The sequence below is a fragment of the Tsukamurella sp. 8F genome (assembly GCF_029167375.1).
Classification (GTDB): Bacteria; Actinomycetota; Actinomycetes; order Mycobacteriales; family Mycobacteriaceae; genus Tsukamurella.
The window spans coordinates 82,241-107,520 of record NZ_JARFTP010000012.1; the positions used below are offsets into that span (position 1 = coordinate 82,241).

The 25,280-nt window shown below is 68.3% G+C and carries 22 protein-coding genes; 13 read left to right on the plus strand and 9 right to left on the minus strand.

The genetic code is table 11. From position 1 onward, the window contains the following. Positions 1 to 169: 169 nt before the first annotated feature. The 6 genes from P0W64_RS11570 to P0W64_RS11595 all read right to left on the minus strand — a co-directional run bounded on the left by P0W64_RS11570 (position 170) and on the right by P0W64_RS11595 (position 6,723). A complete protein-coding gene (locus P0W64_RS11570) occupies positions 170 to 1,309 on the minus strand; it encodes a P-loop NTPase (RefSeq protein WP_275480264.1) in 1,140 nt (379 codons plus the stop codon). 54 nt (positions 1,310 to 1,363) lie between these two features. Beyond that, positions 1,364 to 3,292, minus strand: coding sequence for a lytic transglycosylase domain-containing protein (locus P0W64_RS11575; RefSeq protein WP_275480265.1), 1,929 nt, complete (start codon positions 3,290 to 3,292; stop codon positions 1,364 to 1,366). A 50-nt stretch (positions 3,293 to 3,342) separates the two neighbouring features. Continuing rightward, positions 3,343 to 4,269, minus strand: a complete 927-nt coding sequence (locus tag P0W64_RS11580; protein ID WP_275480266.1) for an AAC(3) family N-acetyltransferase — start codon at positions 4,267 to 4,269, stop codon at positions 3,343 to 3,345. A gap of 22 nt (positions 4,270 to 4,291) precedes the next feature. After that, positions 4,292 to 5,497, minus strand: a complete 1,206-nt coding sequence (locus tag P0W64_RS11585) for an acetyl-CoA C-acetyltransferase (RefSeq protein ID WP_275480267.1) — start codon at positions 5,495 to 5,497, stop codon at positions 4,292 to 4,294. Between the two features lie 75 nt (positions 5,498 to 5,572). After that, positions 5,573 to 5,929 carry a hypothetical protein gene (locus P0W64_RS11590; protein ID WP_275480268.1) on the minus strand — a complete coding sequence of 119 codons (357 nt, stop codon included), beginning with the start codon at positions 5,927 to 5,929 and terminating at the stop codon, positions 5,573 to 5,575. 155 nt (positions 5,930 to 6,084) lie between these two features. Then, the gene (locus P0W64_RS11595) at positions 6,085 to 6,723 is read right to left on the minus strand and encodes a dTMP kinase (protein ID WP_275480269.1); all 639 of its coding nucleotides are present in this window, start codon (positions 6,721 to 6,723) and stop codon (positions 6,085 to 6,087) included. Between the two features lie 52 nt (positions 6,724 to 6,775). Between P0W64_RS11595 and mtrA the strand changes: the two genes are divergently transcribed. The 6 genes from mtrA to secA all read left to right on the plus strand — a co-directional run bounded on the left by mtrA (position 6,776) and on the right by secA (position 15,513). Then, a complete protein-coding gene (mtrA, locus tag P0W64_RS11600; RefSeq protein ID WP_275480270.1) occupies positions 6,776 to 7,462 on the plus strand; it encodes an MtrAB system response regulator MtrA in 687 nt (228 codons plus the stop codon). 122 nt (positions 7,463 to 7,584) lie between these two features. Beyond that, positions 7,585 to 9,186, plus strand: a complete 1,602-nt coding sequence (gene mtrB / locus P0W64_RS11605) for an MtrAB system histidine kinase MtrB (RefSeq protein ID WP_275480317.1) — start codon at positions 7,585 to 7,587, stop codon at positions 9,184 to 9,186. Further along, positions 9,179 to 10,987 carry an MtrAB system accessory lipoprotein LpqB gene (lpqB, locus tag P0W64_RS11610; RefSeq protein ID WP_275480271.1) on the plus strand — a complete coding sequence of 603 codons (1,809 nt, stop codon included), beginning with the start codon at positions 9,179 to 9,181 and terminating at the stop codon, positions 10,985 to 10,987. The genes mtrB and lpqB overlap by 8 nt, the downstream gene beginning before the upstream one ends. Before the next feature lie 68 nt (positions 10,988 to 11,055). Further along, positions 11,056 to 11,697, plus strand: a complete 642-nt coding sequence (locus tag P0W64_RS11615) for a phosphoribosyltransferase family protein (protein WP_275480272.1) — start codon at positions 11,056 to 11,058, stop codon at positions 11,695 to 11,697. 257 nt (positions 11,698 to 11,954) lie between these two features. Further along, positions 11,955 to 12,677, plus strand: coding sequence for a ribosome-associated translation inhibitor RaiA (raiA, locus tag P0W64_RS11620; protein WP_275480273.1), 723 nt, complete (start codon positions 11,955 to 11,957; stop codon positions 12,675 to 12,677). A 118-nt stretch (positions 12,678 to 12,795) separates the two neighbouring features. Beyond that, positions 12,796 to 15,513, plus strand: a complete 2,718-nt coding sequence (gene secA / locus P0W64_RS11625) for a preprotein translocase subunit SecA (RefSeq protein ID WP_275480318.1) — start codon at positions 12,796 to 12,798, stop codon at positions 15,511 to 15,513. A 9-nt stretch (positions 15,514 to 15,522) separates the two neighbouring features. Here secA and P0W64_RS11630 read toward each other — a convergent pair whose 3' ends face one another. Next, positions 15,523 to 16,083: an Rv3235 family protein gene (locus tag P0W64_RS11630; protein WP_275480274.1), complete on the minus strand. Its 561-nt coding sequence runs from the start codon at positions 16,081 to 16,083 to the stop codon at positions 15,523 to 15,525. An 89-nt stretch (positions 16,084 to 16,172) separates the two neighbouring features. Here P0W64_RS11630 and P0W64_RS11635 point away from each other — a divergent pair, with 89 nt between their 5' ends. The 6 genes from P0W64_RS11635 to P0W64_RS11660 all read left to right on the plus strand — a co-directional run bounded on the left by P0W64_RS11635 (position 16,173) and on the right by P0W64_RS11660 (position 23,717). Then, positions 16,173 to 17,576: a wax ester/triacylglycerol synthase family O-acyltransferase gene (locus P0W64_RS11635; RefSeq protein WP_275480275.1), complete on the plus strand. Its 1,404-nt coding sequence runs from the start codon at positions 16,173 to 16,175 to the stop codon at positions 17,574 to 17,576. Positions 17,577 to 17,588: 12 nt separating this feature from the next. Next, complete coding sequence (locus P0W64_RS11640; protein WP_275480276.1) at positions 17,589 to 18,131, plus strand: hypothetical protein; 543 nt, start codon at positions 17,589 to 17,591, stop codon at positions 18,129 to 18,131. A 52-nt stretch (positions 18,132 to 18,183) separates the two neighbouring features. Next, the gene (locus tag P0W64_RS11645; protein ID WP_275480277.1) at positions 18,184 to 19,329 is read left to right on the plus strand and encodes a ferredoxin reductase; all 1,146 of its coding nucleotides are present in this window, start codon (positions 18,184 to 18,186) and stop codon (positions 19,327 to 19,329) included. Between the two features lie 172 nt (positions 19,330 to 19,501). Continuing rightward, on the plus strand, positions 19,502 to 20,767 hold the full coding sequence (locus tag P0W64_RS11650; protein WP_275480278.1) for an acyl-CoA desaturase: 1,266 nt from the start codon (positions 19,502 to 19,504) through the stop codon (positions 20,765 to 20,767). 202 nt (positions 20,768 to 20,969) lie between these two features. After that, positions 20,970 to 22,250 carry a fatty acid desaturase gene (locus P0W64_RS11655; protein ID WP_275480279.1) on the plus strand — a complete coding sequence of 427 codons (1,281 nt, stop codon included), beginning with the start codon at positions 20,970 to 20,972 and terminating at the stop codon, positions 22,248 to 22,250. A gap of 114 nt (positions 22,251 to 22,364) precedes the next feature. After that, complete coding sequence (locus P0W64_RS11660; RefSeq protein WP_275480280.1) at positions 22,365 to 23,717, plus strand: acyl-CoA desaturase; 1,353 nt, start codon at positions 22,365 to 22,367, stop codon at positions 23,715 to 23,717. A gap of 37 nt (positions 23,718 to 23,754) precedes the next feature. Here P0W64_RS11660 and P0W64_RS11665 read toward each other — a convergent pair whose 3' ends face one another. After that, the gene (locus P0W64_RS11665) at positions 23,755 to 24,225 is read right to left on the minus strand and encodes a pyridoxamine 5'-phosphate oxidase family protein (RefSeq protein ID WP_275480281.1); all 471 of its coding nucleotides are present in this window, start codon (positions 24,223 to 24,225) and stop codon (positions 23,755 to 23,757) included. A gap of 63 nt (positions 24,226 to 24,288) precedes the next feature. Between P0W64_RS11665 and P0W64_RS11670 the strand changes: the two genes are divergently transcribed. Beyond that, complete coding sequence (locus tag P0W64_RS11670; protein WP_275480282.1) at positions 24,289 to 24,708, plus strand: MerR family transcriptional regulator; 420 nt, start codon at positions 24,289 to 24,291, stop codon at positions 24,706 to 24,708. Positions 24,709 to 24,726: 18 nt separating this feature from the next. Here the strand turns inward: P0W64_RS11670 and P0W64_RS11675 are convergent, their stop codons facing one another. After that, the gene (locus P0W64_RS11675) at positions 24,727 to 25,176 is read right to left on the minus strand and encodes an ester cyclase (RefSeq protein WP_275480283.1); all 450 of its coding nucleotides are present in this window, start codon (positions 25,174 to 25,176) and stop codon (positions 24,727 to 24,729) included. Positions 25,177 to 25,280 lie beyond the last annotated feature (104 nt).

Here is a 25,280-nt window from a genome sequence, read left to right on the forward strand (position 1 = left end):
AATTCTCAGCGACCTTGTAGACAACGAGAACACCAGTCGGGCATAAATAACCGTCGGTTGTGAACCGTTTTGGGTACCTAAGGTGCTCCACCTGCGGATATCGCGCATTCGGAGTCGGATTCTCCGGTTAGTGATGCACGAAAATTAATTTTCACGAATGGTGTGAAAACTACAGGTGGCGGGTCGTATCGATGCCGAGTGACATGCCGGCGAGCCCACGCTTGCGGACGGCGAGCTTGTCGGCGATACCCCGTAGCGCCGAGCCCGTGGGTGAATCCGGTCCGGACAAGACGATCGGGGTGCCGGCATCGCCGGACTCGCGGAGCGTGGGATCCAACGGGATCTGGCCGAGCAGCGGCACATCCGAGCCGACCGCGCGGGTGAGCCGGGCAGCGACCTGTTCGCCGCCGCCGGAACCGAACACCTCCATGCGCTCGCCGTCCGGCAGCGCCAGCCACGACATGTTCTCGACCACGCCGCATACCCGCTGCCGGGTCTGCAGAGCGATCGCGCCGGCTCGCTCCGCGACCTCGGCCGCGGCAGTCTGCGGGGTCGTCACGACCAGGATCTCTGCCCCTGGGATCAGCTGCGCGATGGAGATGGCCACGTCGCCCGTGCCGGGCGGCAGGTCGAGCAGCAGAACGTCGAGATCGCCCCAGAACACGTCGGCGAGGAACTGCTGGAGTGCGCGGTGCAGCATGGGCCCACGCCAGACGACCGGCGTGTTGCCGGACGTGAACATGGCGATCGAGATCACCTTCACACCGTGCGCGATGGGCGGCATGATCATGCTGTCCACCTGCGTGGGCTTGGCCTCGGTGCCCATCATGCGTGGCACGGAGTGGCCGTAGATATCGGCATCGAGCACGCCCACCTTCAGTCCGCGATCGGCGAGCGCCGCGGCGAGGTTGACCGTGACCGACGACTTGCCGACGCCGCCCTTCCCGGAGGCGACGGCATATACACGCGTGAGGCTGCCGGGCTGTGCGAACGGGATGACCGGGTCGGCGTTGTCGCCGCGCAGCGAGCGGCGCAGCGCCGTGCGTTGCTCGTCGTCCATCACGTCCAGCTCCACGCGCACCGCACCCGCGCCGGGCACATCGGCGACGGCCTTCGTCACGCGCTGGGTGATCTCCGTCCGCAGCGGACAGCCCGCGGTGGTGAGGTAGATCCCGACGTCGATCGAAGTGTCGTCGTTGATCTCGATCGACTTGATCATGCCGAGCTCGGTGATCGGCTTGCCGATCTCCGGGTCGTCGACGGCCGCCAGGGCCGTCCGGATCGCCTCTTCAGATGCCGCGCTAGTCATGGTTCTTCCATGCTATCGCCGGCGCCACTGCCGCCTACGGTCGGTGCCGGGCCGTCACCGGGGACGCGGCGTGGTGGTCGTGGGCGCCGCGGGCGCGTGGGCGGGCTTGGGATGCCGCGTAGTCGGCGCACGCGGCGCGGGCGTGGTGGTCGTCGCCGCCCCCGGCGCCGGTGGGTTTCCGGCGCGCGAGGGGCGCACGGGCAGACCGGGTGCGCCCGGAACGCTCGGACGCGGGGTGCCGGGCCGGGCGCTCGGGGCGCCGGGCAGGCCCGGGGTGGTCAGGCCGCCGCCCGGCTGGGGCACGGGGATCGCACCCGGCATGGGCCCTCCGATCGGCGCGGGATCGTCGCCCGACGACGGCGCCGCGCTCATCCCGGGTGGGCACGTGAACACCGTCGAGGGTGCTGCGGAGCCGCTCGCGCCCGGCGCAGCGGCCTGCTGCGAGGCTCCTCCCGGCTGCGTCGTGGTCGTCGCCGCAGCGGAGGCCGACGGCGCGCCGGGGCGGCCCGTGGTGGTGGTCGCGGCGCCCGAAGCTCCCGGTGCCGCGGGTTCCGTGGAGACCTGCGTCGGGCAGCTGACGATCACGACGGTGTGCGCGCGGGGCTTCGGCGGCGCCGGTGGCGGCTTGGGTGGCGCCGGGATCGGATGCGTCATCTCGGGGATGCCGCCCACCGGGATCGCGCGGTCGCGGTACGCCGCCGCCCACGCGACGACGTTGTCGACGTACTCCTCGGAGTTGTTGTAGGCGAAGACCGCCTTGCGCTCCTGTGCCGTGTCGGTGAGGTCGCTCGCGCTGGCGCAGAGGTAGCGACCGGCGGCGTAGGCGGCGTCGTAGAGGTTGTTGATGTCGGCGACACCGTCGCCGTTGCCGTCGGCGCCGAAGAGGCTCCACGTCGACGGCAGGAACTGCATCGGGCCGAGCGCACGCGCATAGGTCGTGGAGCTGCCGGACTGGGACGCGACGATGACCTCGTTGCCGGCGAGCGTCCCGTCGAGGGTGGGGCCCTGGATGTCGGTGATGGTCCGGCCGGCCTTGTCGGCGTTGCCGCCGTCCGCGTGACCGGACTCGATCCGCCCGATCGCAGCGACCAGGTACCAGGGCAGCTTGCAACCGGGGGAGTCCGAGGCCAAGAGGCGCTGAGCGTTCTGGTAGGCGCGGTACGCGATACCGGGGATACCGAGTGGTCCCGCCGGCAGCTTCACCGCCGACGGCGACAGCGGCGCGGTCGTGCGACCGCCGGGAATCTCGGTTCCGGAACCGAGACCGCCCGCCGAGGCGGCAGGCGTGAGTGCGCCCATACCCGGCGCGGCCTGGGCGAGCAGAGCGGGTCCGGGATCCGTCGCCGCGGGGTCGCGCTGCTCGGCCGCTAGGCGGATCGGCGAATCGCTGCAGGACAACAGCAGAGTGAGGGCCGTGAGCGCGCCGGCGCCGGCGAGGGCGGTGGTCCGGGGACCCGGGCGCCGCGTGGGCAGTGCCGGGCGCAGCCGACCGGAGGCGCGGAACCGCGAGGTGGAGCCGGTGGCGCGGGGCCTGGGTTCGTGCGACGGGGGAGCGTGCAGCGCCGGCGCGCGCAACCGTCGCCTGCGGGGCGCCCGAGGCTCTGCAGGCAGAGTATCGATCGCCTCGGGCGGGGCCGCCTCCTGCGGGTCCGTCGTCTCCTGCGGGTCCGTCGTCGAAGTGTCCGTCCCAGACCGGACGTCTGCTCCCGGGAACAGCTCCTCGGTCGAGGTCTCGTCCGAGGCCGGGCCCGGTGCAGGAACGATCTCGACGGTCGGTGAATCCGCTGGTGACGAGCCTGCCGACGATGCTTCCGTGAACGGTGCGGAGTCGGCGAACAGCGTCGCGTCTGCCGGCTGTGCGGAGTCCGTGGCCGAGATGTCGGTTTCCGCAGGTGTCGTAGAAGAACAGGAATCCGTCGCTGGTGAGGGGGGCGTCGGCGGTGCCGTCGGGGGCCCAGGTCTGGGCACGCGGCGTCGCGGCATCGTCGGTCACCTCCTCCTGCACGGCTGTATGCACACGGGCGTGAGACAGGTTACATATCGTGAACGGAGTGTGTGTAGCTTCCGCCAAAACATCTAGACAGCGTGTATTCGGCGATCGGCGTACGGAATCGTCCGGCCGGCCTGTGCGCATGCTGTGATCCGCCGCGCGCTGCTCGCCCCGACGCTCCCCGATCGCGGAGAAGCGCATCGAGCATCGGGCGTGTCGTAGCGACGTACTCGCGGCTGCCGAACACCACGGAGCGCGCGTCCCCCACCACACCACGCACAACGGTGTGGGCGACGTCTTCGAATCGTCGGCCCAGTTCGGGAAAGTAGGTGTCGTTGTCGTTGCCGACGTCGCGTGCCTCGATCCAGATCCGTTGTCCGGCGACCTCATACGGGAAGCGACGGATCTTGAGCCGCCGATGGGGATCGTCGATGGCCGACTCGACATGGTGCAGCATCGAGCTTCGATTGTGCCCCACGCCAAGCAGCAGGATCTTGGCATCGAGCTCTACCAGACGCGCGAAAGGCGATGCCGCACCGAGTGCGAACGCCAGTGGCTGGCCTTCGCATATGACGTCCGCGTGGCGGCCGATCGCCGCCACCGATGCCTGCGGGTGAGGACTGCGCCGCCTGCCGGGCCTGGCCAGCACCGCTCGTGGAACGGCGCCCATCTCGGTCGCAGTGACGTCCGCGTCGAACAACGGGACCGCGTCACGGGCGGCGAGTACGTCGGGCGTGGTGTCACCGGCGGCGCGATCCGGGCAGGGGTCCGTAACGGTGCCGCTATAGGCAGGGACGACCACTGTGCCTTCCGGGCCCACGGCGGTCAACAGCGCGTCCACCACCGTGTCCGCGCCGCCGTCGACGGTTCCGAGGCTGGACAGGGAGGAGTGGACGAGGACGGAGTCGCCGTGGGTCACGCCTGCGGCGCGGAGGTCGGCGGCGATCGCCGGAGCGGTCGATGGAGCCATGCGATTTCCCCAGTCGAACGGGTCAGGCCCGCTCGAATACCGCGGCGATGCCCTGGCCGCCGCCGATGCACATGGTCTCGAGTCCGTAGCGCGTCTCGCGGCGATCCATCTCATGCAGCAGTGTCGCGAGGATGCGTGCCCCCGTCGCGCCGACGGGATGCCCGAGCGAGATGCCGGAGCCGTTCGGGTTCAGACGGTCGTCGTCGGCGGATAGTCGCCACGCCTTCAACACCGCGAGAGCCTGCGCCGCGAAAGCCTCGTTGAGCTCGATGACGCCCATATCGGCGAGTGTCAATCCTGCACGGCCCAAAGCCTTCTCGGTAGCCGGCACGGGGCCGATACCCATCGCCGCCGGGGCGACTCCAGACACCGCCCACGAACGCAGAACGGCGAGAGGTCGCAGGCCCAGCTTCTCCGCCAACTCGGGTGTCGTTACCACGGCGGCGGCGGCTCCGTCGTTCTGTCCGCTCGAATTACCTGCCGTGACAGTCGATTCCGGATCCAACTTCGCGCGGATGGGCCGGAGCCCTGCGAGCGTCTCGACGGTGGTGTCGGCGCGCGGGTGCTCGTCGGTGTCAACGACGGTGTCGCCTTTGCGGCCGGGCACGGTCACGGGCACGATCTCGTCGGCGAACCGCCCCGCCCGATGTGCTTCGACGGCGCGCTGATGCGACGTGACGGACAACTGGTCCTGAGCCTCGCGTGTGATGCCGTACTCGGCTCGTAGGTTCTCGGCGGTCTCGATCATGCCGCCGGGTACGGGAAAGTTCTCGCCCCCGGCGGTGACGCGCGCCCGAGCGAGGCGGTCGTCGAGGCCCACCGACGGCGCCTTGACGCCGAAACGGATCCTGTCCGTGTAGAACTCGGTGCGGCTCATCGACTCCGCGCCGCCCGCGACCAGCAGATCGGCGACCCCGGTCTGCACCTGCATGGCCGCGAGAGTGATCGCCTGCAGGCCTGCTCCGCAACGGCGATCGACCTGCATGCCCGGAACCTCGATGCCATAACCCGCGTCCAGCGCTGCGACGCGGCCGAGCGCGGGCGCCTCCCCGTTGGGTGATGCCTGACCAAGGATCACGTCCTCGACGCGCGCCGGGTCCAAGCCTGTGCGCTCGACGATCGCGCGCAGTACGTCGGCGGCGAGCTTCTGTACCGGAACGGAGGCGAACACGCCGCCGAACCTGCCGACCGGGGTGCGCAGCGGGGAACAGATGACGGCGTCGGGCATGTGGACTCCTTCGAGCGAGGTGTGGCGTCCCTCGCATCATCACAGACCCCGCAGGACCGCCCCCGTCCGAGTCGACTACAGAGCGGGTTCGGAGCTCATGACGGCGCCGCCCGGCGCCAGGATCGTGAGCCCGTCGGCGTATACGTCGTACTCGTATCCGTTGTTGATCGCGTAGTAGACGGTGCCGCGCGGGGTGCTGCGACTGTAGGCGGGCAGGTCGATGGTGTTGCCGTTGCTCTTGGCCATGCCGTGGTACCGCAGCCGACCGTCGCCTTGGTACTGGCAGATCGCGATGCCGGACGACGCGGTGTCGATCCCGCGGATCAGGGCCTGCCCCGCGTCGCAGGTGGGGCGAGCGGCCGCGGTTCCGGTGCCGATGGTGAGCGTGGCGGCCGCGGCGACCAGGCCGGCGGCGACGAGGCGTGTCTTCATGCTGCTCCTTCTCGGGCTACGGGGTGTACCGGCCGACGGTAGATCCGCGCCCTTGGCCGTGGCTTGGGGTGCAGTTGCCGCCGCTCCGGTTCACGGCGTCGGGGACGTGGCATCGCCTCCACTCGCTGCCTGGACACGCCGAGAGCCGGCCAGCGCTAGAGCCGCGCGATCGCACCGGCCAGGTCGGTGGGGGAGTCGCCGTCGGTGTGCACGAGCCACGGTCCTGACCACGCGATCTCGGCGAGCTCTCGGTACACCGCGCCTGTCCGCTCCTGCAGATCGCCGTCGCGCTCATAGGCGTCCCGCTCGCGGGCGACGTCGAGGGCCTCGCGTCGCCGCGCACGCTCGGCGGCGACGGCGGTCGGCACATCCAGGTACACCTGGAGCGCCGGGACCGGCAGTGCGAACCGGCCGAACTCCAGTTCGCGCACCCAGGTGGCGACCGAGCCCTCGGCGCCCTCCCCGAGGCGGGCTGCCGAATAGGCGGCGGAAGAGCCGGCGTATCGGTCCAGCAGGACCACGTCGTGGACGGCGAGCAGCGAGAGGATCTCGTCGCGGGCCTCCGCGCGATCCAGCGCGAAGAGCAGCCCCATCCCGTACACGGACGACGCGGTGTCGCCGTGGCCACCACGCAGCGCCTCGGCCGCGAGATCCGCGTGCACGGACGTTCCGTAACGCGGGAACGCGAGTGTCGCGACCGATCGGCCGCCGTCCGTGAGCGCACAGGTGACCGCCTTCGTCAGGGTGTTCTTCCCGGCCCCGTCGAGTCCCTCGATCGCCACCAGAACGCCCATGCGCAAGGACTATAGGTGTCGTGACCGGATCACACGGTCCCCGGATGCCACTATGGACGGTATGAACCCCCGCATCCTCGTGATCGACGACGACCCGGCGCTGGCGGAGATGCTCACGATCGTGTTGCGCAACGAGGGCTTCGAGTCGATGGTCGTCGGCGACGGCACCCAGGCGCTGTCCGCGGCGCGTGACTTCCGGCCGGATCTGGTGCTACTCGATCTCATGCTGCCCGGGATGAACGGGATCGACGTGTGCCGCGTCCTGCGCGCCGACAGCTCGGTACCGATCGTGATGCTCACCGCCAAGTCGGACACCGTGGACGTGGTTCTCGGCCTCGAGTCCGGGGCCGACGACTACGTCATCAAGCCCTTCAAGCCGAAGGAACTCGTCGCCCGCGTGCGTGCGCGCCTGCGTCGCACCGAGGACGAGCCGTCCGAGCTGCTGTCGATCGGCAACGTCGTCATCGACGTGCCCGGCCACAAGGTCACGCGCGACGGCGAGCCCGTGCTGCTCACCCCGACCGAATTCGACCTGCTGGTCACGCTCGCTCGTAAACCACGCCAGGTGTTCACGCGCGACGTCCTGCTCGAGCAGGTGTGGGGGTATCGGCACCCGGCCGATACGCGCTTGGTCAACGTCCACGTGCAGCGCCTGCGCGCCAAGATCGAGAAGGATCCCGAGAACCCGGAGATCGTGCTCACGCTGAGGGGAGTCGGCTACAAGGCCGGGCCGGCGTGACGGAGGGACCCGATACGGCCCGTCGGCCGAGGGGCCGGGGGATGTTGCACTCGGCCGCGCTCCGGCGGGCCCGGGAGCGGATGCAGAGCGGTTCGGCACGCTCGGCGCAGGACCGGTTGACGATGGTGACCCGGCAGCTCGGCTCGGCACCGTCACGGTTGGGCCGGATCTGGCGCCGGTCACTGCAGCTGCGGGTCGTCACGTCGACGCTTGCGCTCAGTCTCGCGGTGCTGCTGATGCTCGGTTTCGTGCTCACCTCGCAGATCGCGAACCAGCTGCTGGACGCGAAGCTCTCCGCTGCGAAGGAGGAGACGCTGCGGGCGCGGCAGAGCGTCGAGCGGGTCCTGTCCGGATCCGACGTGCGTACGGACGGCGTCGACACGAGCCTGCGGTCCGCACGCAGCAACCTCACGACGCTCAGCGCCGATACCGGTCAGGCAGGTTCGGGTGCCGGCAGCTTCGACCCGGTGCTCATCGTCCCGCATGCGGAGGGCCGCACAGCCGTCGTCGTCGGCACGGAATCCGAAGTGCCGGAGACGCTGCAGAACTTCGTGCGGCACGGTAAGACGAGCTACCAGTACGCGAGCGTCACGGATACCTCCGGCCGCTACGGCAAGTCGCTGGTGATCGGCACGCCTGTGCAGACCTCGTCGGTGACGGGCCTCGAGCTCTACCTCGTGTTCCCGCTCACGCAGGAGGAGAGCACTCTGTCGCTGATCCGGTCGACGCTGCTCACCGGCAGCCTCGTGTTGCTGGTCCTGCTCGCCGCGATCTCCCTACTGGTCGCACGTCAGGTGGTGCTGCCCGTTCGGTCGGCGGCGCGGATCGCGGTGCGCTTCGCGGACGGCCGTCTCAAGGAGCGCATGCCCGTGCGCGGCGAGGACGACATGGCACGGCTCGCGATGAGCTTCAACGACATGGCCGAGTCGCTGTCGCGACAGATCACTCAGCTCGAGGAGTTCGGCAACCTGCAACGCCAGTTCACCTCCGATGTGAGCCATGAGCTGCGTACGCCGCTCACCACCGTGCGCATGGCGGCCGACATGATCCACGATTCGGCGGACGAGTTGGACCCGTCGCTGCGCCGCACCACCGAGCTCATGGTCACGGAGCTGGACCGCTTCGAGACGCTGCTCGCCGAGCTGCTCGAGATCTCCCGCCACGACGCCGGCGTCGCAGAACTGCACTCCGAGCAGGTCGACATGGAGGTGCCTATCGCGGCGGCTCTGGACACCGTCCGCCGACTCGCGGAGGACGCGGGGACCGAGCTGATCGTCGACATCCCCGACGATCCCGTGGTAGCCGAGGTGGACGCGCGTCGCGTCGAGCGCATCCTGCGGAATCTCCTTGCGAATGCCGTCGACCACAGCGAGGCCAAGCCCGTCATCCTCACAATGCGCGCCGACGCGGATGCGGTCGCGATCACGGTCCGCGACTACGGTGTCGGGCTGCGTCCGGGGGAGGAGAAGCTGGTGTTCAACCGGTTCTGGCGGTCGGATCCGTCGCGTGTGCGGCGCTCGGGCGGCACGGGGCTGGGGCTCGCCATCAGCATCGAGGACGCCCGCCTGCACTCCGGCCGCCTCGAGGCGTGGGGCGAGCCCGCGGGCGGCGCCTGCTTCCGGCTCACGCTGCCGCGCCGGCGCGGTCACAAGGTCCTGGTCAGCCCGCTTCCGCTGAAGCCTGCCCGGCCCCGCGCCCGCACGGAGGAGGCCGACGGTGCCTGACATCAACGTCCCGCCGCGCCTGCCGCGGGTCCTGCTCGCCGTGGTGCTGGTGCTCGCGACCGTCGCGTCGTGCGCCTCCATCCCCGACCGATCGAGCCCTCGCGTCATCGGCGATCTGGGCGGAGAGTCCACGGCCGCGGACCGTGCGATCGGGCCTGTGCGCGACGCGGCGCCCGAGATCATCGTCCGCGATTTCCTCAAGGCCAACGCGCACGCGGCCTCCGATTACGCGGCGTCCCGCAAGTTCCTGGTTCCCGCCGGGACTCAGCGCTGGGAGGTTCCTTCCCAGGCCGTGGTCGTCAGCAAGATCGACGTGATCCCCACCGAGCGGACCGCCAACGTCACCAAGATGACCATCCGCGCGCAGTCCGAGGGGCGTCTCGGCAGCGACGGCACCTACGAGCCTTCGGACGGCTCGATCACGCAGAACGTGCAGTTGGCGTCAGTCGACGGGCAGTGGCGTATCCAGGGCCTCTCGGACGTCGACCGCTCGCCGATGCTGCTGATCGACAGCGAGGAGTTCCGCTCCGCATACCGCCGCTACCTCCTGTACTACCCGGACCCCTCCGGGCGCACCATGGTCCCGGACGCGCGGTGGCTTGCCAGCTCGCGCCAGCGGCTGCCCGGTGACCTGCTGAATCTGCTCGTACGGGGCCCGCGCGCGTCCCTGCAGGACGCCGTCTTCAACCCGTTCGGACGCAACTCGAGTGTCCGGGGTTCGGTCACCGACGTCGCGGGCTCGCCCGACAGCGCAGGCGTCGGCTATTCGGGCGTGCGGGTCGACTTCGACGGCGTGCCCAAGGTGGAGCCCGACGTGGCGAAGCTGCTCGCCGGGCAGGTGGTGTGGACACTCGCCGGGGCGGACGTGCAGGGCCCGTACGTCATAACGGCCGACGGCGTACCGCTCGACGACAAGCACCCGAGCGGGTGGAATCAGAACGACGTCGCGTCCGTGAGCCCCACCGCATCGTCCGATCTCGCGATGGGCCTGCACGGCGTGCTCGACGGACGGTTCGTCAAGGTCACGTCGGGCGCGGCCACTCCCGTCGCCGGCACGCTCGGCCAGCTGACCAACATCCAGTCCGTAGGCATGTCGGGGAGCGGCCGCCGTGTCGCCGCGGTCCTCGACACGCGCGACCGCGGCCCGGACCAGGCCGCCTCACTGCTGGTGGGCGCGTACGGCGGCGTACCGACTCAGGTGCTCACCGCCCGATCGATGACCAGACCCAGCTGGATGCCGGACGACGCGACCCTGTGGACCGTTCTCGACGGGAACCGGGTGGTGCGCCTCCGGCAGGACCAGTCGACCGGCGAGGTCACGCAGATGGACGTCGACTCGAGCGAGGTGGCCCCTGCCGCGCCCGGACCCATCACCGCGCTGCGGCTCTCGCGCGACGGTGTTCGGGTCGCGCTCGTGGTGGGTGGCAAGGTCCTGGTAGGGGTCGTGCAACAGAAGACCAACGGGCAGCCGATGATCGCGCATCTGCAGCAGATCGCGACGGACCGCGACATGTCGGCATCATCGGTGGACTGGGTGAGCGGTGACGAGTTCGTGGTCGGTCGCACCACGTCCGACTCGCCCGTGCTGTCCGTGCGCTACGACTCCGGCGACGTGACCGCCCTGCCCAGCCGCAACCTGTCGCCGCCCGTGTCGACGGTGGCGGCCACCCAGAACGACGTGTACGCGGCCGACTCCTCGGGAGTATGGGAGATCCCCATCGGGGCGGACGCATCGAGTCAATACTGGAGTCAGGTCGACCGGCTGGCGGGGGCGCGGGCGAATCCGGTGCTGCCGGGCTGACGAGGAGGTCTGCTCGCGTGTGGGGGAGCCGAGCGTTGCGCGGGATCTACTCTGTTGCAGGAGAATTGGTGGATCTTGCGATCCCCAAGACGTGTGGGGGATGCGGTGCCGACGGTGTCGAATGGTGTGCCGATTGTGAGCGCGTTCTGCACGACGTGCCCGCGTTGATCCGCCCGACGGTTCCGGTCGGGGTGCCCGTGTGGACGCTCGGGCCGTACCAGGGGCCGCGCAGGTCCGCGGTGCTGGAGCTCAAGGAGAGGGGGCGCGGTGGCCTCGCCCAGCCGCTCGGGCGGGCCGTTGCGCACGCCGTGCTGCGCCTCGCCGAGTGGGGCGAGCTCGACGGTGCGCGGATCGCCCTCGTGCCGGCGCCGACTACCGGGCGCGCGGCGCGGCGCCGTGGCGGCGACGTCGTCACGGACGTGTGTGAATGCGCCGCCCGCATCGCGGAGCCCGTGGCTCGGATCCGGGTGTGCGCTGCGCTCCGGTCCGTCGTGGCAGAGGACTCGGTGGGGCTCGGAGCGGCGGACAGGCTGAGGAACGTCGCCGGCTCGGTGCGGGTGTTCCGGCCGGCCGCCCTGCCTCCGCCCGGCGCGGCCGTGGTGATCGTCGACGACGTGGTCACCACAGGGGCGACGCTCCGCGAGAGCGTGTCGGTGCTGAGCAGGGCAGGCGTAGCGGTCGCCGCAGCCCTGACGGTGGCCGCCGCGTGACCCGTTTGAACCCGGCATTCCGTGTGGCGAACGAAATCCTGGCGGAGTCCGCCGTACCGGGCTATGTTCGTGGGTACCCCAGCGGGGCCTACCCGATGTGAGTGGAGGTGATGCCCACCCGCCTGGCGCCCGGCAATCCGCCGGTCGTTGACAGATGAGTCCAGATCTATTGCGCGCCTTGATGATCTTCATCGGCTTTGGATTGGTGTTCCGGGTCGCGCGCTACATCGAGGGCCGACCGAGAGGCAGAAAAATTCATGACCACTCTTTCCTCCCGTGATACCAACCGCGCGTACGCCAGCACCGTCGAGGTCGATCCGTTCCGCGAGCCAGCCCACGTGTCAGATGAGCGCGAGAAGGAGTTCCTCACTCCCGCAGCCACCGTGGCGATCAACGGCCGCAACGTCGAAGTGCCGGAGCATTTCCGGATCTACCTGTCCGACAAACTCGCCAGGCTCGAGCGCTTCCGCCCCACCATCCGGATCTTCGAGGTGAACCTCTTCCACGAGAAGAATCCCCGTCAGTCCAAGGCGTGCCAGCGGTTGGAGATCACCGTCCGGGGTCGTGGCGTTGCGCGCGCCGAAGCCCGTTCCGACACCTTCTACGGCGCCCTCGAAGAGGCGCTGAACAAGCTCCAGTCCAACCTGCGGCGTGCGAACGACCGCAAGAAGGTGCATCACGGCCGCCGCACGCCGGTGTCCGTGGCAGAGGCCACCGCGTCGGCGGACCCCGCCCCGGAGCCGTCCGACGCCGAGTTCGAGGACGTGGATCTGAAGGCACTCGGCCTCGAGGAGCACGAGCCCGGACGGATCGTTCGGACCAAGGACCATCCGTCCATACCGATGAGCGTCGACGACGCGCTGTACGAGATGGAACTCGTCGGCCACGACTTCTTCCTCTTCTTCGACAAGGAGACGGAGAAGCCGTCCGTGGTGTACCGCCGGCACGCTTTCGACTACGGCCTGATCAGGCTCACCTGAATCCTCGCCTACCATGGACCCCGGTCGCCGGGCCGTGCCGCAGGGCGCGGCCATGGGCGGCCGGGGTTCCAAGTGTCGGACGACGATCGAGATTGAGGGTTCAGTGGTTCTTTCGAAGATGCTGCGGTTGGGCGAGGGCCGCATGGTCAAGCGGCTCGACGGCCTGGCCTCCCACGTCGAATCCCTGTCCGACGAGTTCGAGGCGCTGACCGATGAAGAGCTGCGGGCCAAGACCGACGACTTCAAGGAACGCCTGGAGAAGGGTGAGAAGCTCGACGAGCTGCTGATCGAGGCGTTCGCGACGGCCCGCGAGGCGTCGTGGCGTGTGCTCGGCCAGCGGCCGTACCACGTCCAGATCATGGGCGCCGCGGCCCTGCACTACGGCAACATCGCCGAGATGAAGACGGGTGAGGGTAAAACCCTCACCTCGGTCATGGCTGCGTACCTCAACGGGCTGTCCGGCGAGGGTGTGCACCTCGTCACCACCAATGATTACCTGGCCAAGCGCGATGCCGAGTGGATGGGCCGCGTCCACCGCTTCCTCGGCCTGACGGTGGGCGTGATCCTCGCGGGCGAGGATCCGAGCACACGCCGCGACTCCTATCTCGCCGACATCACCTACGGCACCAACAACGAGTTCGGGTTCGACTACCTGCGCGACAACATGGCGCACAGCACCGACGAGCTGGTGCAGCGCGGCCACCATTTCGCCATCGTCGACGAGGTGGACTCGATCCTCATCGACGAGGCGCGCACGCCGCTCATCATCTCGGGGCCCGCCGACTCGTCCAGCAAGTGGTACACGGAGTTCGCGCGCATCGTCCCGCAGATGCGCAAGGACACCCACTACGAGGTGGACATCAAGAAGAAGACGATCGGCGTGCACGAGGCCGGCGTCGAGTTCGTCGAGGACCAGCTCGGTATCGACAACCTCTACGACTCGTCCAACTCGTTGCTGGTCAGCTACCTCAACAACGCCATCAAGGCCGAGGAGTTGTTCGAGCGCGACAAGGATTACATCGTGCGGTCGGGCGAGGTGCTGATCGTCGACGAGTTCACCGGCCGCGTGTTGCCGGGCCGCCGTTTCAACGAGGGCATGCACCAGGCGCTGGAGGCGAAGGAGAACGTCGAGATCCAGGCCGAGAACCAGACGCTCGCCACGATCACGCTGCAGAACTACTTCCGCCTGTACGACAAGCTGGCCGGCATGACGGGTACCGCCGAGACGGAGGCGGCCGAGCTGCATCAGATCTACAAGCTGGGCGTCATCCCGATCCCGACCAACAAGCCGATGATTCGCGACGATCAGACCGACCTGATCTACAAGACCGAGGAGGCGAAGTTCGACGCGATCGTCGACGACATCGCCGAGCGGCACGCGAACGGCCAGCCGGTCCTGATCGGCACGACATCCGTCGAGCGGTCGGAGTACCTTTCCCGCCAGCTCACCAAGCGCGACGTCCCGCATACCGTGCTCAACGCCAAGTTCCATGAGCAGGAGGCGGCGATCATCGCCAAGGCGGGAACGCCGGGCGCCGTGACCGTCGCCACCAATATGGCCGGGCGCGGCACGGACGTCGTGCTGGGCGGCAACCCGGATATCCTTGCCGACCTGCGTCTGCGCGAGCGCGGCCTCGATCCCGTCGAGACCGCCGAGGAATACCAGAAGGCGTGGGACGAGACGATCGGCGACGTCAAGGCCGAGTCCAAGGCCGACGGTGACAAGGTGCGCGAGGCCGGCGGCCTCTACGTCCTGGGTACGGAGCGACACGAATCGCGCCGGATCGACAACCAGTTGCGCGGCCGCTCCGGCCGCCAGGGTGACCCGGGGCTCTCCAGGTTCTACCTGAGTCTCGGGGACGAGCTAATGCGGCGCTTCAACGGCGCGCAGATCGAGGCGTGGATGAATCGCGTGAGCCTGCCGGACGACGTGCCGATCGACAACAAGTTCGTCTCCCGCGCCATCCGCAGCGCGCAGACCCAGGTCGAGCAGCAGAACTTCGAGATCCGCAAGAACGTCCTCAAATACGACGATGTGCAGAACGAGCAGCGCAAGGTCATCTACGACGAGCGCCGCCAGATCCTGCGCGGCGAGGACCTGTCCGAGCAGGTTCACCACATGATCGCCGATGTCGTGGGCGCGTACGTAGCCGGTGCCACGGCCACCGGCTACGTCGAGGACTGGGATCTGGACGAGCTCTGGACCGCTCTGAAGGGGTTGTACCCGATCGACCTGCGCCACCAGGATCTGACGCGGGAGAACGAGTACGGCGAGCGCGACGACCTGTCCGCCGAGGATCTCGAGGCGAAGCTCGTCGACGACGCGCAGAACGCCTATAAGGCGCACACGGAGAACATCGATGCCGTGGCCGGTGAGGGCACGATGGCGCAGATCGAACGTTCGGTGCTGCTGCAGGTCCTGGACCAGAAGTGGCGTGAGCACCTCTACGAGATGGACTACCTCAAGGAGGGCATCGGGCTGCGCCAGATCGCACAGCGTGACCCGCTCGTCGAGTACCAGCGTGAGGGCTACGACATGTTCCGGGGGATGCTCGAGGGGCTCAAGGAGGATTCCGTCTCGACGCTCTTCAAGGTCCAGGTCCAGACCGAGGACGGTGAGGGTGCGGCCGCCGACGGTGCGCCCGCCGCCGTGCAGGGCGTGCCCGCGGAGCCCGAGCAGAAGCTGACGCTGTCGGGCCCATCGGAATCCGGCGACGCGCAGGAGATCGACGCCGCCGAAGATGTCCCGCCGTCGGGCAGCCGCGCGCAGCGTCGCGCCGACGCCCGGCAGGCGGACCGCGCGGCCCGCAAGTCGAAGTCGCGCCAGCGCCGCTGAGTCAGGCGCTCATGCGACGGTGGTGAACGCCGTCCAGCGCCAGTGGCCGTCCGCGCGCTCGACGCGGCCTGCGGCGGCGAGTACGCGGGGCCCGCGTGTGTAGGTGAGAAACACCTCCGCGCCCACCGTCGGCCGCCGTTGGCGACGACCGCCCACCGGGCGCGGCGCGGCGACGTGCACCCGGCTGTGTCCGGACACCGTCGGCTGCGCGGGCCCGTCCGCGAGCGTGCGCAACACGTCGACGACGGTGGCCGATGCGATCGGCGAGAGGTGGCGGGCCGGGCGCCGCCGGTCGAGAACCTCGAACACCGGCCGCAACGTGGCCAGAACGAAAACGCGGGCCTCGGGGCGCGCCGTGGCGAGCTCGGCCTCTCCCAGCGCCGATGCGGCGTCGATCATGGGCGCCGCGCCGTCGAGCTGTTGCCGCACACAGCTCTCGTCTCCCGGCGCTGCGAAGACTTCACCGTCGGCCGTACCGTCAGGAGGTTCGTCCTCGGTGATCGGCGGCTCGATCGCCGGCGCCCGCAGCACCGTGAACTGGTTCTTCTGCTCTATCGATAGTGCCCCCACATCAATTAGACGTATGAGAGGCCCGTTCGGATCCCGTAAACTCCGAGACTCGGAACGCCGATCGGGCGCCCGGGTGAGGAGGCACTGCGATGAGGGGCCGGTTGAGTCAGGCCGACGCCGAGTTCTACGCACTCGAGGACTCGACGACGCCGACGCACATCGGGTCGCTCGCCATCTTCCGCCGCCCCGCCGTGGGCCTCGACCACGAACAGTTGCTCGCCGCGGTCGAGGAGAAGCTGTCCGAGGTCCCGCGCTATCGCCAGCGCGTGCGCCCCGTACCGTTGGACCTCGGGCGCCCCGTGTGGATCGACGACCGCGACTTCGACATCACGTACCACGTGCGAGTGTCCGCGCTGCCGCAGCCGGGCAGCGACGATCAGCTACACGATCTCGTCGCGCGCTTGAACTCCCGCCCACTCGATCGCGAGCGTCCGCTGTGGGAGATGTATCTCATCGAGGGTCTCTCGGATGGGCGGATGGCGGTCTTCACCAAGTCCCATCTCGCGATCGTCGACGGTCGTGCGGGCGGGCTCGAGATCATGCAGGTGCTGCTCACGCCCGCCAAGAGGCTGCCGGAGCCGCCCGAGGACATGTGGATGGGCCAGCATCAGCCCAGTGACGGCGAGCTCGTCGTGAGCTCGGTCATCGACCTGCTGTCCAGGCCCAAGCGCACGGCGGCGATGGTGCAGGGCGCTATCGGCGAGATCGCCGACTCGGTGGACGGCCTGCGTGAGGCCGTCACCGGCGCAGCCGGTTTCGCGGCCAACCTATTGCGTTCGCAGGTCGCCGCGACCCCGGTCCGCTCGCTCAATGTGCCGATCTCGCGCAGTCGCCGATACGCCGTCGCGAGCATGGAGCTCGCCAGCTTCCGCAAGCTGCGCAGCGCGTACGGCTGCACGGTCAATGATCTGTTGCTGTCCGTCGTCGCGGGCGGCCTACGGACCTGGCTGATCTCCCGCGGCGAGCCGATCTCGCAGACCACACAGGTGCAGGCGCTCGTTCCCATCGCGGTCGAGGACGAGGGCGAGGAGACCGGCACCACCGTGCAGGCGTTCCTTGTGCCGCTGCCGGTGGCCGAGAGCAACGCCGTGGTGCGGATGCGGCAGATCGCGCATGAGGCGGCGAGTCAGGTGGGGCGTAACCGGCAGGTCGCGGCCCGGCGTCTCGCGACGCAGGGCGGATTCCCGGCGTCGACGATGCACGCCGCCGGCACCCGGACTGCGATGAGCGTGCCGACCAAGCTGTTCAACATCCTGATCACCAACGCGCCCGGGCCGCAGGCACCGGTCTACCTGGCGGGCAACGAACTGCTCGAGGTGTATCCCGTGCCGCCCCTGGTCGCGAACCAGGTGGTGACTATCGGGATCACGTCGTACAACGGGCGGGTGTACGTGGGCCTCAACGCGGACCGCGACGGTATGTGGGACGTAGTCTCGATGACGGAGTTCCTCTACGAGGCGCTCGAGGAGCTGGCCGAGGCGGCCAAGTCGTGAGAGAGGCGATCGATGCGGGTGTATGTTCCGGCGACACTGGCGGCGCTCACCGCGCTGCAGCGCGACGGAGAGTTGTTTCCGTTGGGCGGCACCGTATTCGGTGTCACTCCCGCCCTGCGTGAGGCATACACCTCGGGTGATGACGAGGAACTGGCGGAGGCCGCCATGCGGCACGCCGCGCGCGCGTCCCTGCGCCTCCTCGCGGCCGACGACGACGGGGGTTCGGAGCCTTCCGGCGACGGCGACGACGCGGGTGACGGCAGTGAGCTGCCTTTCCGGCGCGTGGTGATCACCGTCGACGTCCCGGAGGCGAAGGAGCGTCCGGATCTCGACGACGCGGTGCTGCGCGTGTCCGAGCCGATCCGGCTGGGTGACGTCGTCGCGGTGCACGTAGACGTCTCCGATGCCGAGGACGCTGTGAAGTCCGCGGCCGCCGTGGTCGATGCGGCCGACCTCGGCGACGAGGACGCGGAACTGGCCGTGGGTGACGCCGAGGATCACGACCTGGCCTGGTATGCGACGCAGGAGCTGCCGTTCCTGCTCGAGCTGCTCTAGAGAGCCCACAGTGAATCGGTGATGCGGCGCGCGGTGGGTATCGTCTTTGTCCATGAGCAACTCACTCCGCGGCATCCGCGACTGGCTCGAGGGCCCGGCGAAGAACGTGGCCTCTCAGAATCCTCGTGCCAATCTGGTCCGTGGCGCCGTAGCCCGGCTGACCACCCCGCTGCTGCCCGACGACTACCTGCACCTCGTCAATCCGCTGTGGTCCGCGCGCGAGCTGCGCGGCCGAATCGTGGACGTGCGCAAGGAGACCGGTGATTCGGTCACTCTCACCATCCGTACGGGATGGGGCTTCACGCCGCACTACCAGCCAGGCCAGTACATCGGTATCGGCGTCCTGCTCGGCGGCCGCTGGACGTGGCGCTCCTACTCGCTGACATCGGTCCCCGAGCATCAGGACGGCCGGGCGCCGAGCGAGGTCAGCATCACTGTGAAGGCGATGGCCGAGGGCTTCCTCTCGTCGCACCTGGTGAACGGCGTGGCGCCGGGCACCGTCGTCCGTCTGCAGGCCCCGGCCGGTGACTTCACCCTGCCGAACCCCCTGCCCGAGAAGATCCTGTTCCTCACAGCCGGCAGTGGGATCACTCCGGTGATGTCGATGCTGCGAACGCTCGACCGGCGCGGCATCCCCGCCGATACCGACATCATCGCCGTGCATTCGGCGCCCGACGCGGACTCGGCCCTGTTCCGCGAGGAGCTCGCCGAGTTCGACGCTTCGCACGCCGGCGTCACGGTGCGGATGCGGTACACCCGCGAGACCGGTCGCCTCACACCCGGCAACATCGGCGAGGCGGTGCCGGACTGGGCCGAGCGCGAGACGTGGATCTGCGGCCCGGGCGCGTTCCTGTCGGACATGGAGCAGGCGTGGCAGGCGAAGGGCATATTCGACCGGTTGCACCAGGAGCGGTTCACGGTCGAGCGTGCCGACGTCTCCGCGAGCGGCGGCGAGGTGCACTTCGCCAAGTCGGACAAGACCATCGAGGTCGACGGTGCGACCACGCTCCTCGAGGCCGGTGAAGCGCAGGGTGTGCAGATGCCCTTCGGCTGCCGCATGGGAATCTGCCAGACCTGTGTCGTGCAGCTCACCGAGGGCCAGACCCGTGACCTGCGCAGTGGTGACCTGCACGTCGAGGGCGAGCGCATTCAGACCTGCATCGCCGTCGCCGTGGGGGATTGCACCCTCGACGTGTGATTCCGACCCGAGTCCGCATTTCCGCATTAGGGATTCGGGAGCGCGGTGGTTGGGGGCCCGAAGCAGCGGCTGCGTGGTCTGAGGCGATCCGGCGATGCCAGACTCCTCCGGTTGACGCCTACGGCCCCGTAACTTACGGTTGCGTAGGTTGACTCCTACGGAAGGTGCCCGCATGGCCATCACCGACATCCCCGAGTATGCGCATCTGACGCCCGAGGACGTCGAGGCTCTCGGCGTGGAGCTGGACGCCATCCGCCGCGAGATCGAGGCGGTGCGCGGCGAGAGCGACGTCCGCTACCTGCGGCGCACGATCGCAGCGCAGCGCAGCCTCGAGGTCGCTGGCCGCCTGATGACCATGGGCGCCACCAACCGTGCGCTCTGGTGGGGCGGCGCCGTGACCCTGGGCCTGTCGAAGATCATCGAGAACATGGAGCTCGGGCATAACATCATGCACGGGCAGTGGGACTGGATGAATGATCCCGAGGTGCACTCGACCACGTGGGAGTGGGACAACGCGGGAACCTCGCGGCTGTGGAAGCACACCCACAACTACATCCACCACAAGTACACCAATGTTCTCGACATGGACGATGACGTGGGCTACAAGCTGCTCCGCGTCACGCGGGATCAGGAGTGGGTCCCGTTCAACGCAGGCAACATCGTCTACAACGCCCTGCTGATGTCGCTCTTCGAGTACGGCGTCGCGGTCCAGCACCTCGAGATCGGCCGCGCGATCAGCAAGTGGAACCGGTCGTACTACGACCGCGACAAGTTCAAGTCCGACGCCCGCGACGTCGGGCGCAAGATCGGCAGGCAGGTCCTCAAGGACTACGTGATCTTCCCGGCACTGGCGGCGCCGATCGGCGGCCGTCGCGGCTGGCGTAAGGCCCTGACCGCGAACATCGCGGGCAACGTGATCCGCAATGTCTGGACCAACGCGGTCATCTTCTGCGGTCACTTCCCCGACGGCGCGGAGAAGTTCACCAAGCAGGACGTGGACAGCGAGACGCAGGCGGAGTGGTACCTGCGCCAGATGCTGGGCAGCGCCAACCTGACCGGCGGTCCCGTGATCGACTTCTTGTCCGGGAATCTGAGCTACCAGATCGAGCACCACCTGTTCCCGGATCTGCCGTCCAACCGGCTTGCGGAGATCGGTGTCAGGGTGCGGGCTCTATGTGACAAGTACGACCTTCCGTACACGGCCGGTCCGCTCCACGTGCAGTACTTCAAGGCGTGGCGCACCATCGCCAAGTTGTCTCTGCCGGACAAGTACCTCTCCGACTCCGCCGACGACGCACCCGAGACCGCGTCCGAGGCGATGTTCGCCGGTACCGAGTACGCCCAGACCCGCGTCGACGGCGCGACGGGCCGCCGGTACGGCCTTCGGGCCGCCCGCCAGGCCCTCCATCGCGGTAAGCGACGACTCACCCGCGACTAGAAACCCTCCATGCCACGAGCCCGACGGTGCAGACCACCGTCGGGCTCGTGGCGTAACCTGACCAGTATCGACTGCGTCACACCCCGGTCGCGATGGGACAACTTTCCTGTTCTTGTCCCATTCGCTCTGTTATCGTCGAGCGCAGGATCTTCCCGTGGTCGACCTATGGGCCGACCGTGCTGAGAGAACGTAAGGACGCTACGTGGCAATCACCGATATCGCGGAGTACGCGCACCTGACCGAGGCCGACATCGAGGCGCTCGGCGCCGAATTGGACGCTCTGCGCCGGGAGATCGAGGAGAGCCGTGGCGAGGAGGATGCCAAGTACATCCGCAGGGTCATCTTCAGCCAGCGCGTCGCCGAGTCCGCGGGGCGCGTATTCGGCCTGGCAGCGGGCGTGAAGGGCTGGAAGGGCAAGGCTGCATGGGCCGCATCGGCCGCGTGCCTGTCCTACGCCAAGGTGATCGAGAACAACGAACTCGGTCACAACATCATGCACGGCCAGTGGGACTGGATGAACGACCCGGAGATCCACTCCAGCAACTGGGAGTGGGACTCGGCGTCGGACGGCAAGTTCTGGCGGCACACGCACAATTACATGCACCACAAGTACACCAATGTCACCGACATGGACGACGACATCGGCTATGGCATCCTGCGCGTCACGCGCGACCAGCCGTGGGAGCCGTACATGCTGTTCAATCCGGTGTACAACCTGATCTTGGCGACGGGGTTCCAGTACGGCAAGGCCGTGCAGCACCTAGAGCTGATGAACGCCATGAAGGCGGCTCTCAACGGCGGCGAGCAGTACGCGGAGTACGACTGGCCGGAGTTCCGCCGCCGCCTGAAGATCGTCCTCACCAAGATCGGCAAGCAGACTGCCAAGGACTACGTCCTCTTCCCGGCGCTCGCCGTGCCTTTCACCGGTGCCCGCGGCTACCGCAAGGCCGCGTCGGCGAACTACGTCGCCAACACCGTTCGCGACGTCTGGGATCACATGACCATCTTCTGCGGCCACTTCCCGGACGACGCCGAGAAGTTCACCATCGAGGACATCGACTCGGAGACCCTCCACGAGTGGTACCTCCGCCAGATGCTCGGCACCGCGAACTTCGAGGGCAGCAACGCGCTGCACTTCATCTCGGGGCACCTGGGCCGGCAGATCGAGCATCACCTGTACCCGGACCTCCCTTCGAACCGGTACAACTACATCGCCTCGCGCGTTCAGGAGATCTGCGAGAAGTACGACCTGCCGTACAACACCGGTTCGATCTGGCGTCAGTACGCGGAGTCGTGGCGCACCATCATCAAGCTGTCGCTGCCGGACAAGTACCTCAAGGCGACCGCTGACAACGCGCCGGAGACGCACTCCGAGAAGCGGTTCTACGATCAGGCGGGTCAGAGCACCGTCGTCAGGGGCTACGTCGACGACGAGGGCCGCCGACGCGGGCTGCGCAGCCACGTCGCCCAGATCGCGGGCTGACGATCGTCGATCACCACCGGGCTGTGGCGTGTCGCCACGCCTTGGTCCGGGCGTGTCTGCGGGCGGATCGGCTATCGTCGACAGGGCATACCGATCGAGGAAGGGCGGCCCGACGTGGCTATCAGTGACGTCGCTGCATATGCGCACCTCACTCCGGAGGAGGTAGAAGAGCTCGCGCGCGAGCTCGACCAGATCCGGGCAGACGTAGAGTCCACGCGCGGCGATGCCGACGCGCGATACATCCACCGGGTGATCCGGGCGCAGCGCGCCTTGGAGGCCGGCGGGCGGCTGGCCCTGCTCGGCTCGCGGAGCCGTGTGCTGTGGTGCAGCGGCGTCGGGATGCTCGCGCTCGCGAAGATCATCGAGAACATGGAGCTCGGGCACAACATCATCCACGGCCAGTGGGACTGGATGAACGACCCGGAGATCCACTCCACGTCGTGGGAGTGGGACATGGCGTGTCCGTCGGCACACTGGATGCACTCGCACAACTACATGCACCACAAGTACACCAACGTCGTCGGGCTGGACCTCGACGTCGGCTACGGCGTGCTGCGCGTGACGCGCGACGAGCGGTGGCAGTTCAAGCGGGTCTTCCAGCCACTGGCGAGTCTGTTCCTCGGTGTGACCTTCGAGTGGGGCATCGCGCTGCACGACATCGAGCTCGCGGAGGCGATCGCCGGCAACAAGCCGTGGCCGATCACGCGGAAGCAGCTCGCCGAACTCGGCCTGAAGTCCGCGCGTCAGGTGGGCAAGGACTTCGTCGCCTATCCGCTGGTCAGTCGCGCGGTCGGCGGATCCTTCCGGCGGACGTTCACCGCGAATCTCACTGCCAACGTGATCCGCAACCTGTGGACCTATGCGGTCATCTTCTGCGGGCATTTTCCGGACGGGGCGGAGAAGTTCACGCCCGAGTCGATCGTGGACGAGACCGAGGGTGAGTGGTACCTGCGTCAGATGCTGGGTAGCGCGAACATCACCGGCGGTCCCGTCATGGACTTCCTGTCCGGGAATCTGAGCTACCAGATCGAGCATCACCTGTTCCCCGATCTGCCGTCGAATCGTCTTGCGTCCGTGGCAGTTCGAGTGCGAGCTCTGTGCGAGAAGTATGACCTGCCGTACACCGAGGGATCCCTCGCGAAACAATACGGGCTCACGTCGCGCACCATCGCCAAGCTCGCGCTCCCGGACCGGTGGCTCAGGGCCACCAGCGACGACGCCCCTGAGACGGCGTCCGAACTCCGCTTCGTGATGCGTGAGAGGCTGACGCATGCGCAGGAGTCCGCGCAAGAGCGCATCGCACACGCGCAGGAGAGCGCCCACGAGCGGTTCGCGCATGCGCAGGAGGGCCTGGCCGCCGCGCAGGTCGAAGTCCAGCGTAAGGGGCTGCGCACGGCCTTGGCCGAGCTCGCGCACCGCAAGGTCGAGGAGAAGCGTCGCCTGCGCGAGGAGCGCCGTCGGGGCTGACGACCCACTCGCCGCGGCGTCAGGCGTGCCAGGCCCGTCAGGCGTGCGGGTTCCCGTACGAGCGGAGTATCCGGAAGTCGAAGACGAAGAGCTGATCGCGCCGAACCCGGTCGAGGTAGTCGCGCTCGGGAAACAGTCGATCGCCACCCGTCGCCTCGTCGTGGCCGAGCACCATACCGGGCGGGGTGCGGTCCCCGTGGCGAGCCTTCAGTAGCCGCACCAGCAGCTCCGGCGCATCCGTGCCGTCGAGAATCCGAGCCTCGGCGTCGAGGCCCAGCCAGCGCGGGTACGGGCCGAAGACGAAGAGCGAGCACCGAGGGTCCCGCCGGATGTTGCGCGTCCGTACCAGTGACGGGGCTCCGGTGCTCTGGATGCGGTCTCCCACGGCCGCGAGCTCGACGCGCGCGACGTGCGTCGACCCGTCTGCTCGCAGTGTCGCTACGGCCGCATCGGGATGGTCTCGGACGAACTCGGTAACCCACCCGCTGGTGGCATCGGTGTCTGTCATGGAACAGATAGTGCAACCTCAACTCGACTTGAAGGCAACCCGGCAGCGGGTCACACTCCCAGCATGGGTTCGGGCTCCGGGATGGACGGATTGCAGTCGATCGATGTCGTGGCGCGCCGGCTCGGGATGCGTGCATCGGCGATCCGCTACTACGAGCAACGCGGGCTCGTGGCGCCGGCGGCCTGGCGCTCGGGCCGACGTTGGTATGGGCCGGCCGAGGTGCGGAAGCTGGCCATGATCGACTTCTGGCAGAGCGCCGCATTGATGAGTCTGGACGATATCGGCGAGATGATGGCGGGGCCGGCGGCGGACCGCCGATGGGACCGACTCGTCACGGCTCAGGTGGCGAGTCTGCGAGAGCGGATCGAGCAGCTGCAACAGGCGTGCGAACTACTGGAGCACATCCACCACCATCATCCCAGCTCCTCGCCGGATGGGTGCCCGCACTACGAGGGTCTCCTGCACGCGCGGCTCGATCTGTAGCGGCGGCGGGGCTCGGGGTCAGCTCGTGGGGATGATGCCGAGTTGCTGGAGGACCTTGACGCCGTCGTCGAGACCGACCTCCTCGGCGATCAGTCCGTTCTGCACCTTCAAGACTGTGGTGCCGGTGAACCGCATCGTCTTCTCCGAGGCCGCAGAGACGGAGCCGATCGGCAGATCGGTGAAGTCGACGTCGCCGGTGTGGGTGCCGCCACCTTCCCACTGCCCCACGACGTAGTCGCCCTCGGCGATGAGATCCGCAGTGCCCCAGAAGTTCAGGTCTGGGAACGCCGCGCGGAAGCTCTCGGCGAAGGCGCGGACCTGATCGCGTCCGCGAAGCGGCTGATGTAGCGAGTACTCGAAGCGGATATCGGGTGCGGCGAGTTCATCGATGACGGCCGGATTCCACGGGTTGCCCCAGAACTCGGTGAACCAGCGCCCGACGATGGCCTTGTTGTCTTCGATCGACATGGTGTTCTCACTTCCTATGCGTCGCAGGTGGATACCGCCTGTGTGGTATCCACTCTGGAGACGCTGCGCACTCTGCGAACGTGAGATCACTCCGCGTGCTGGCC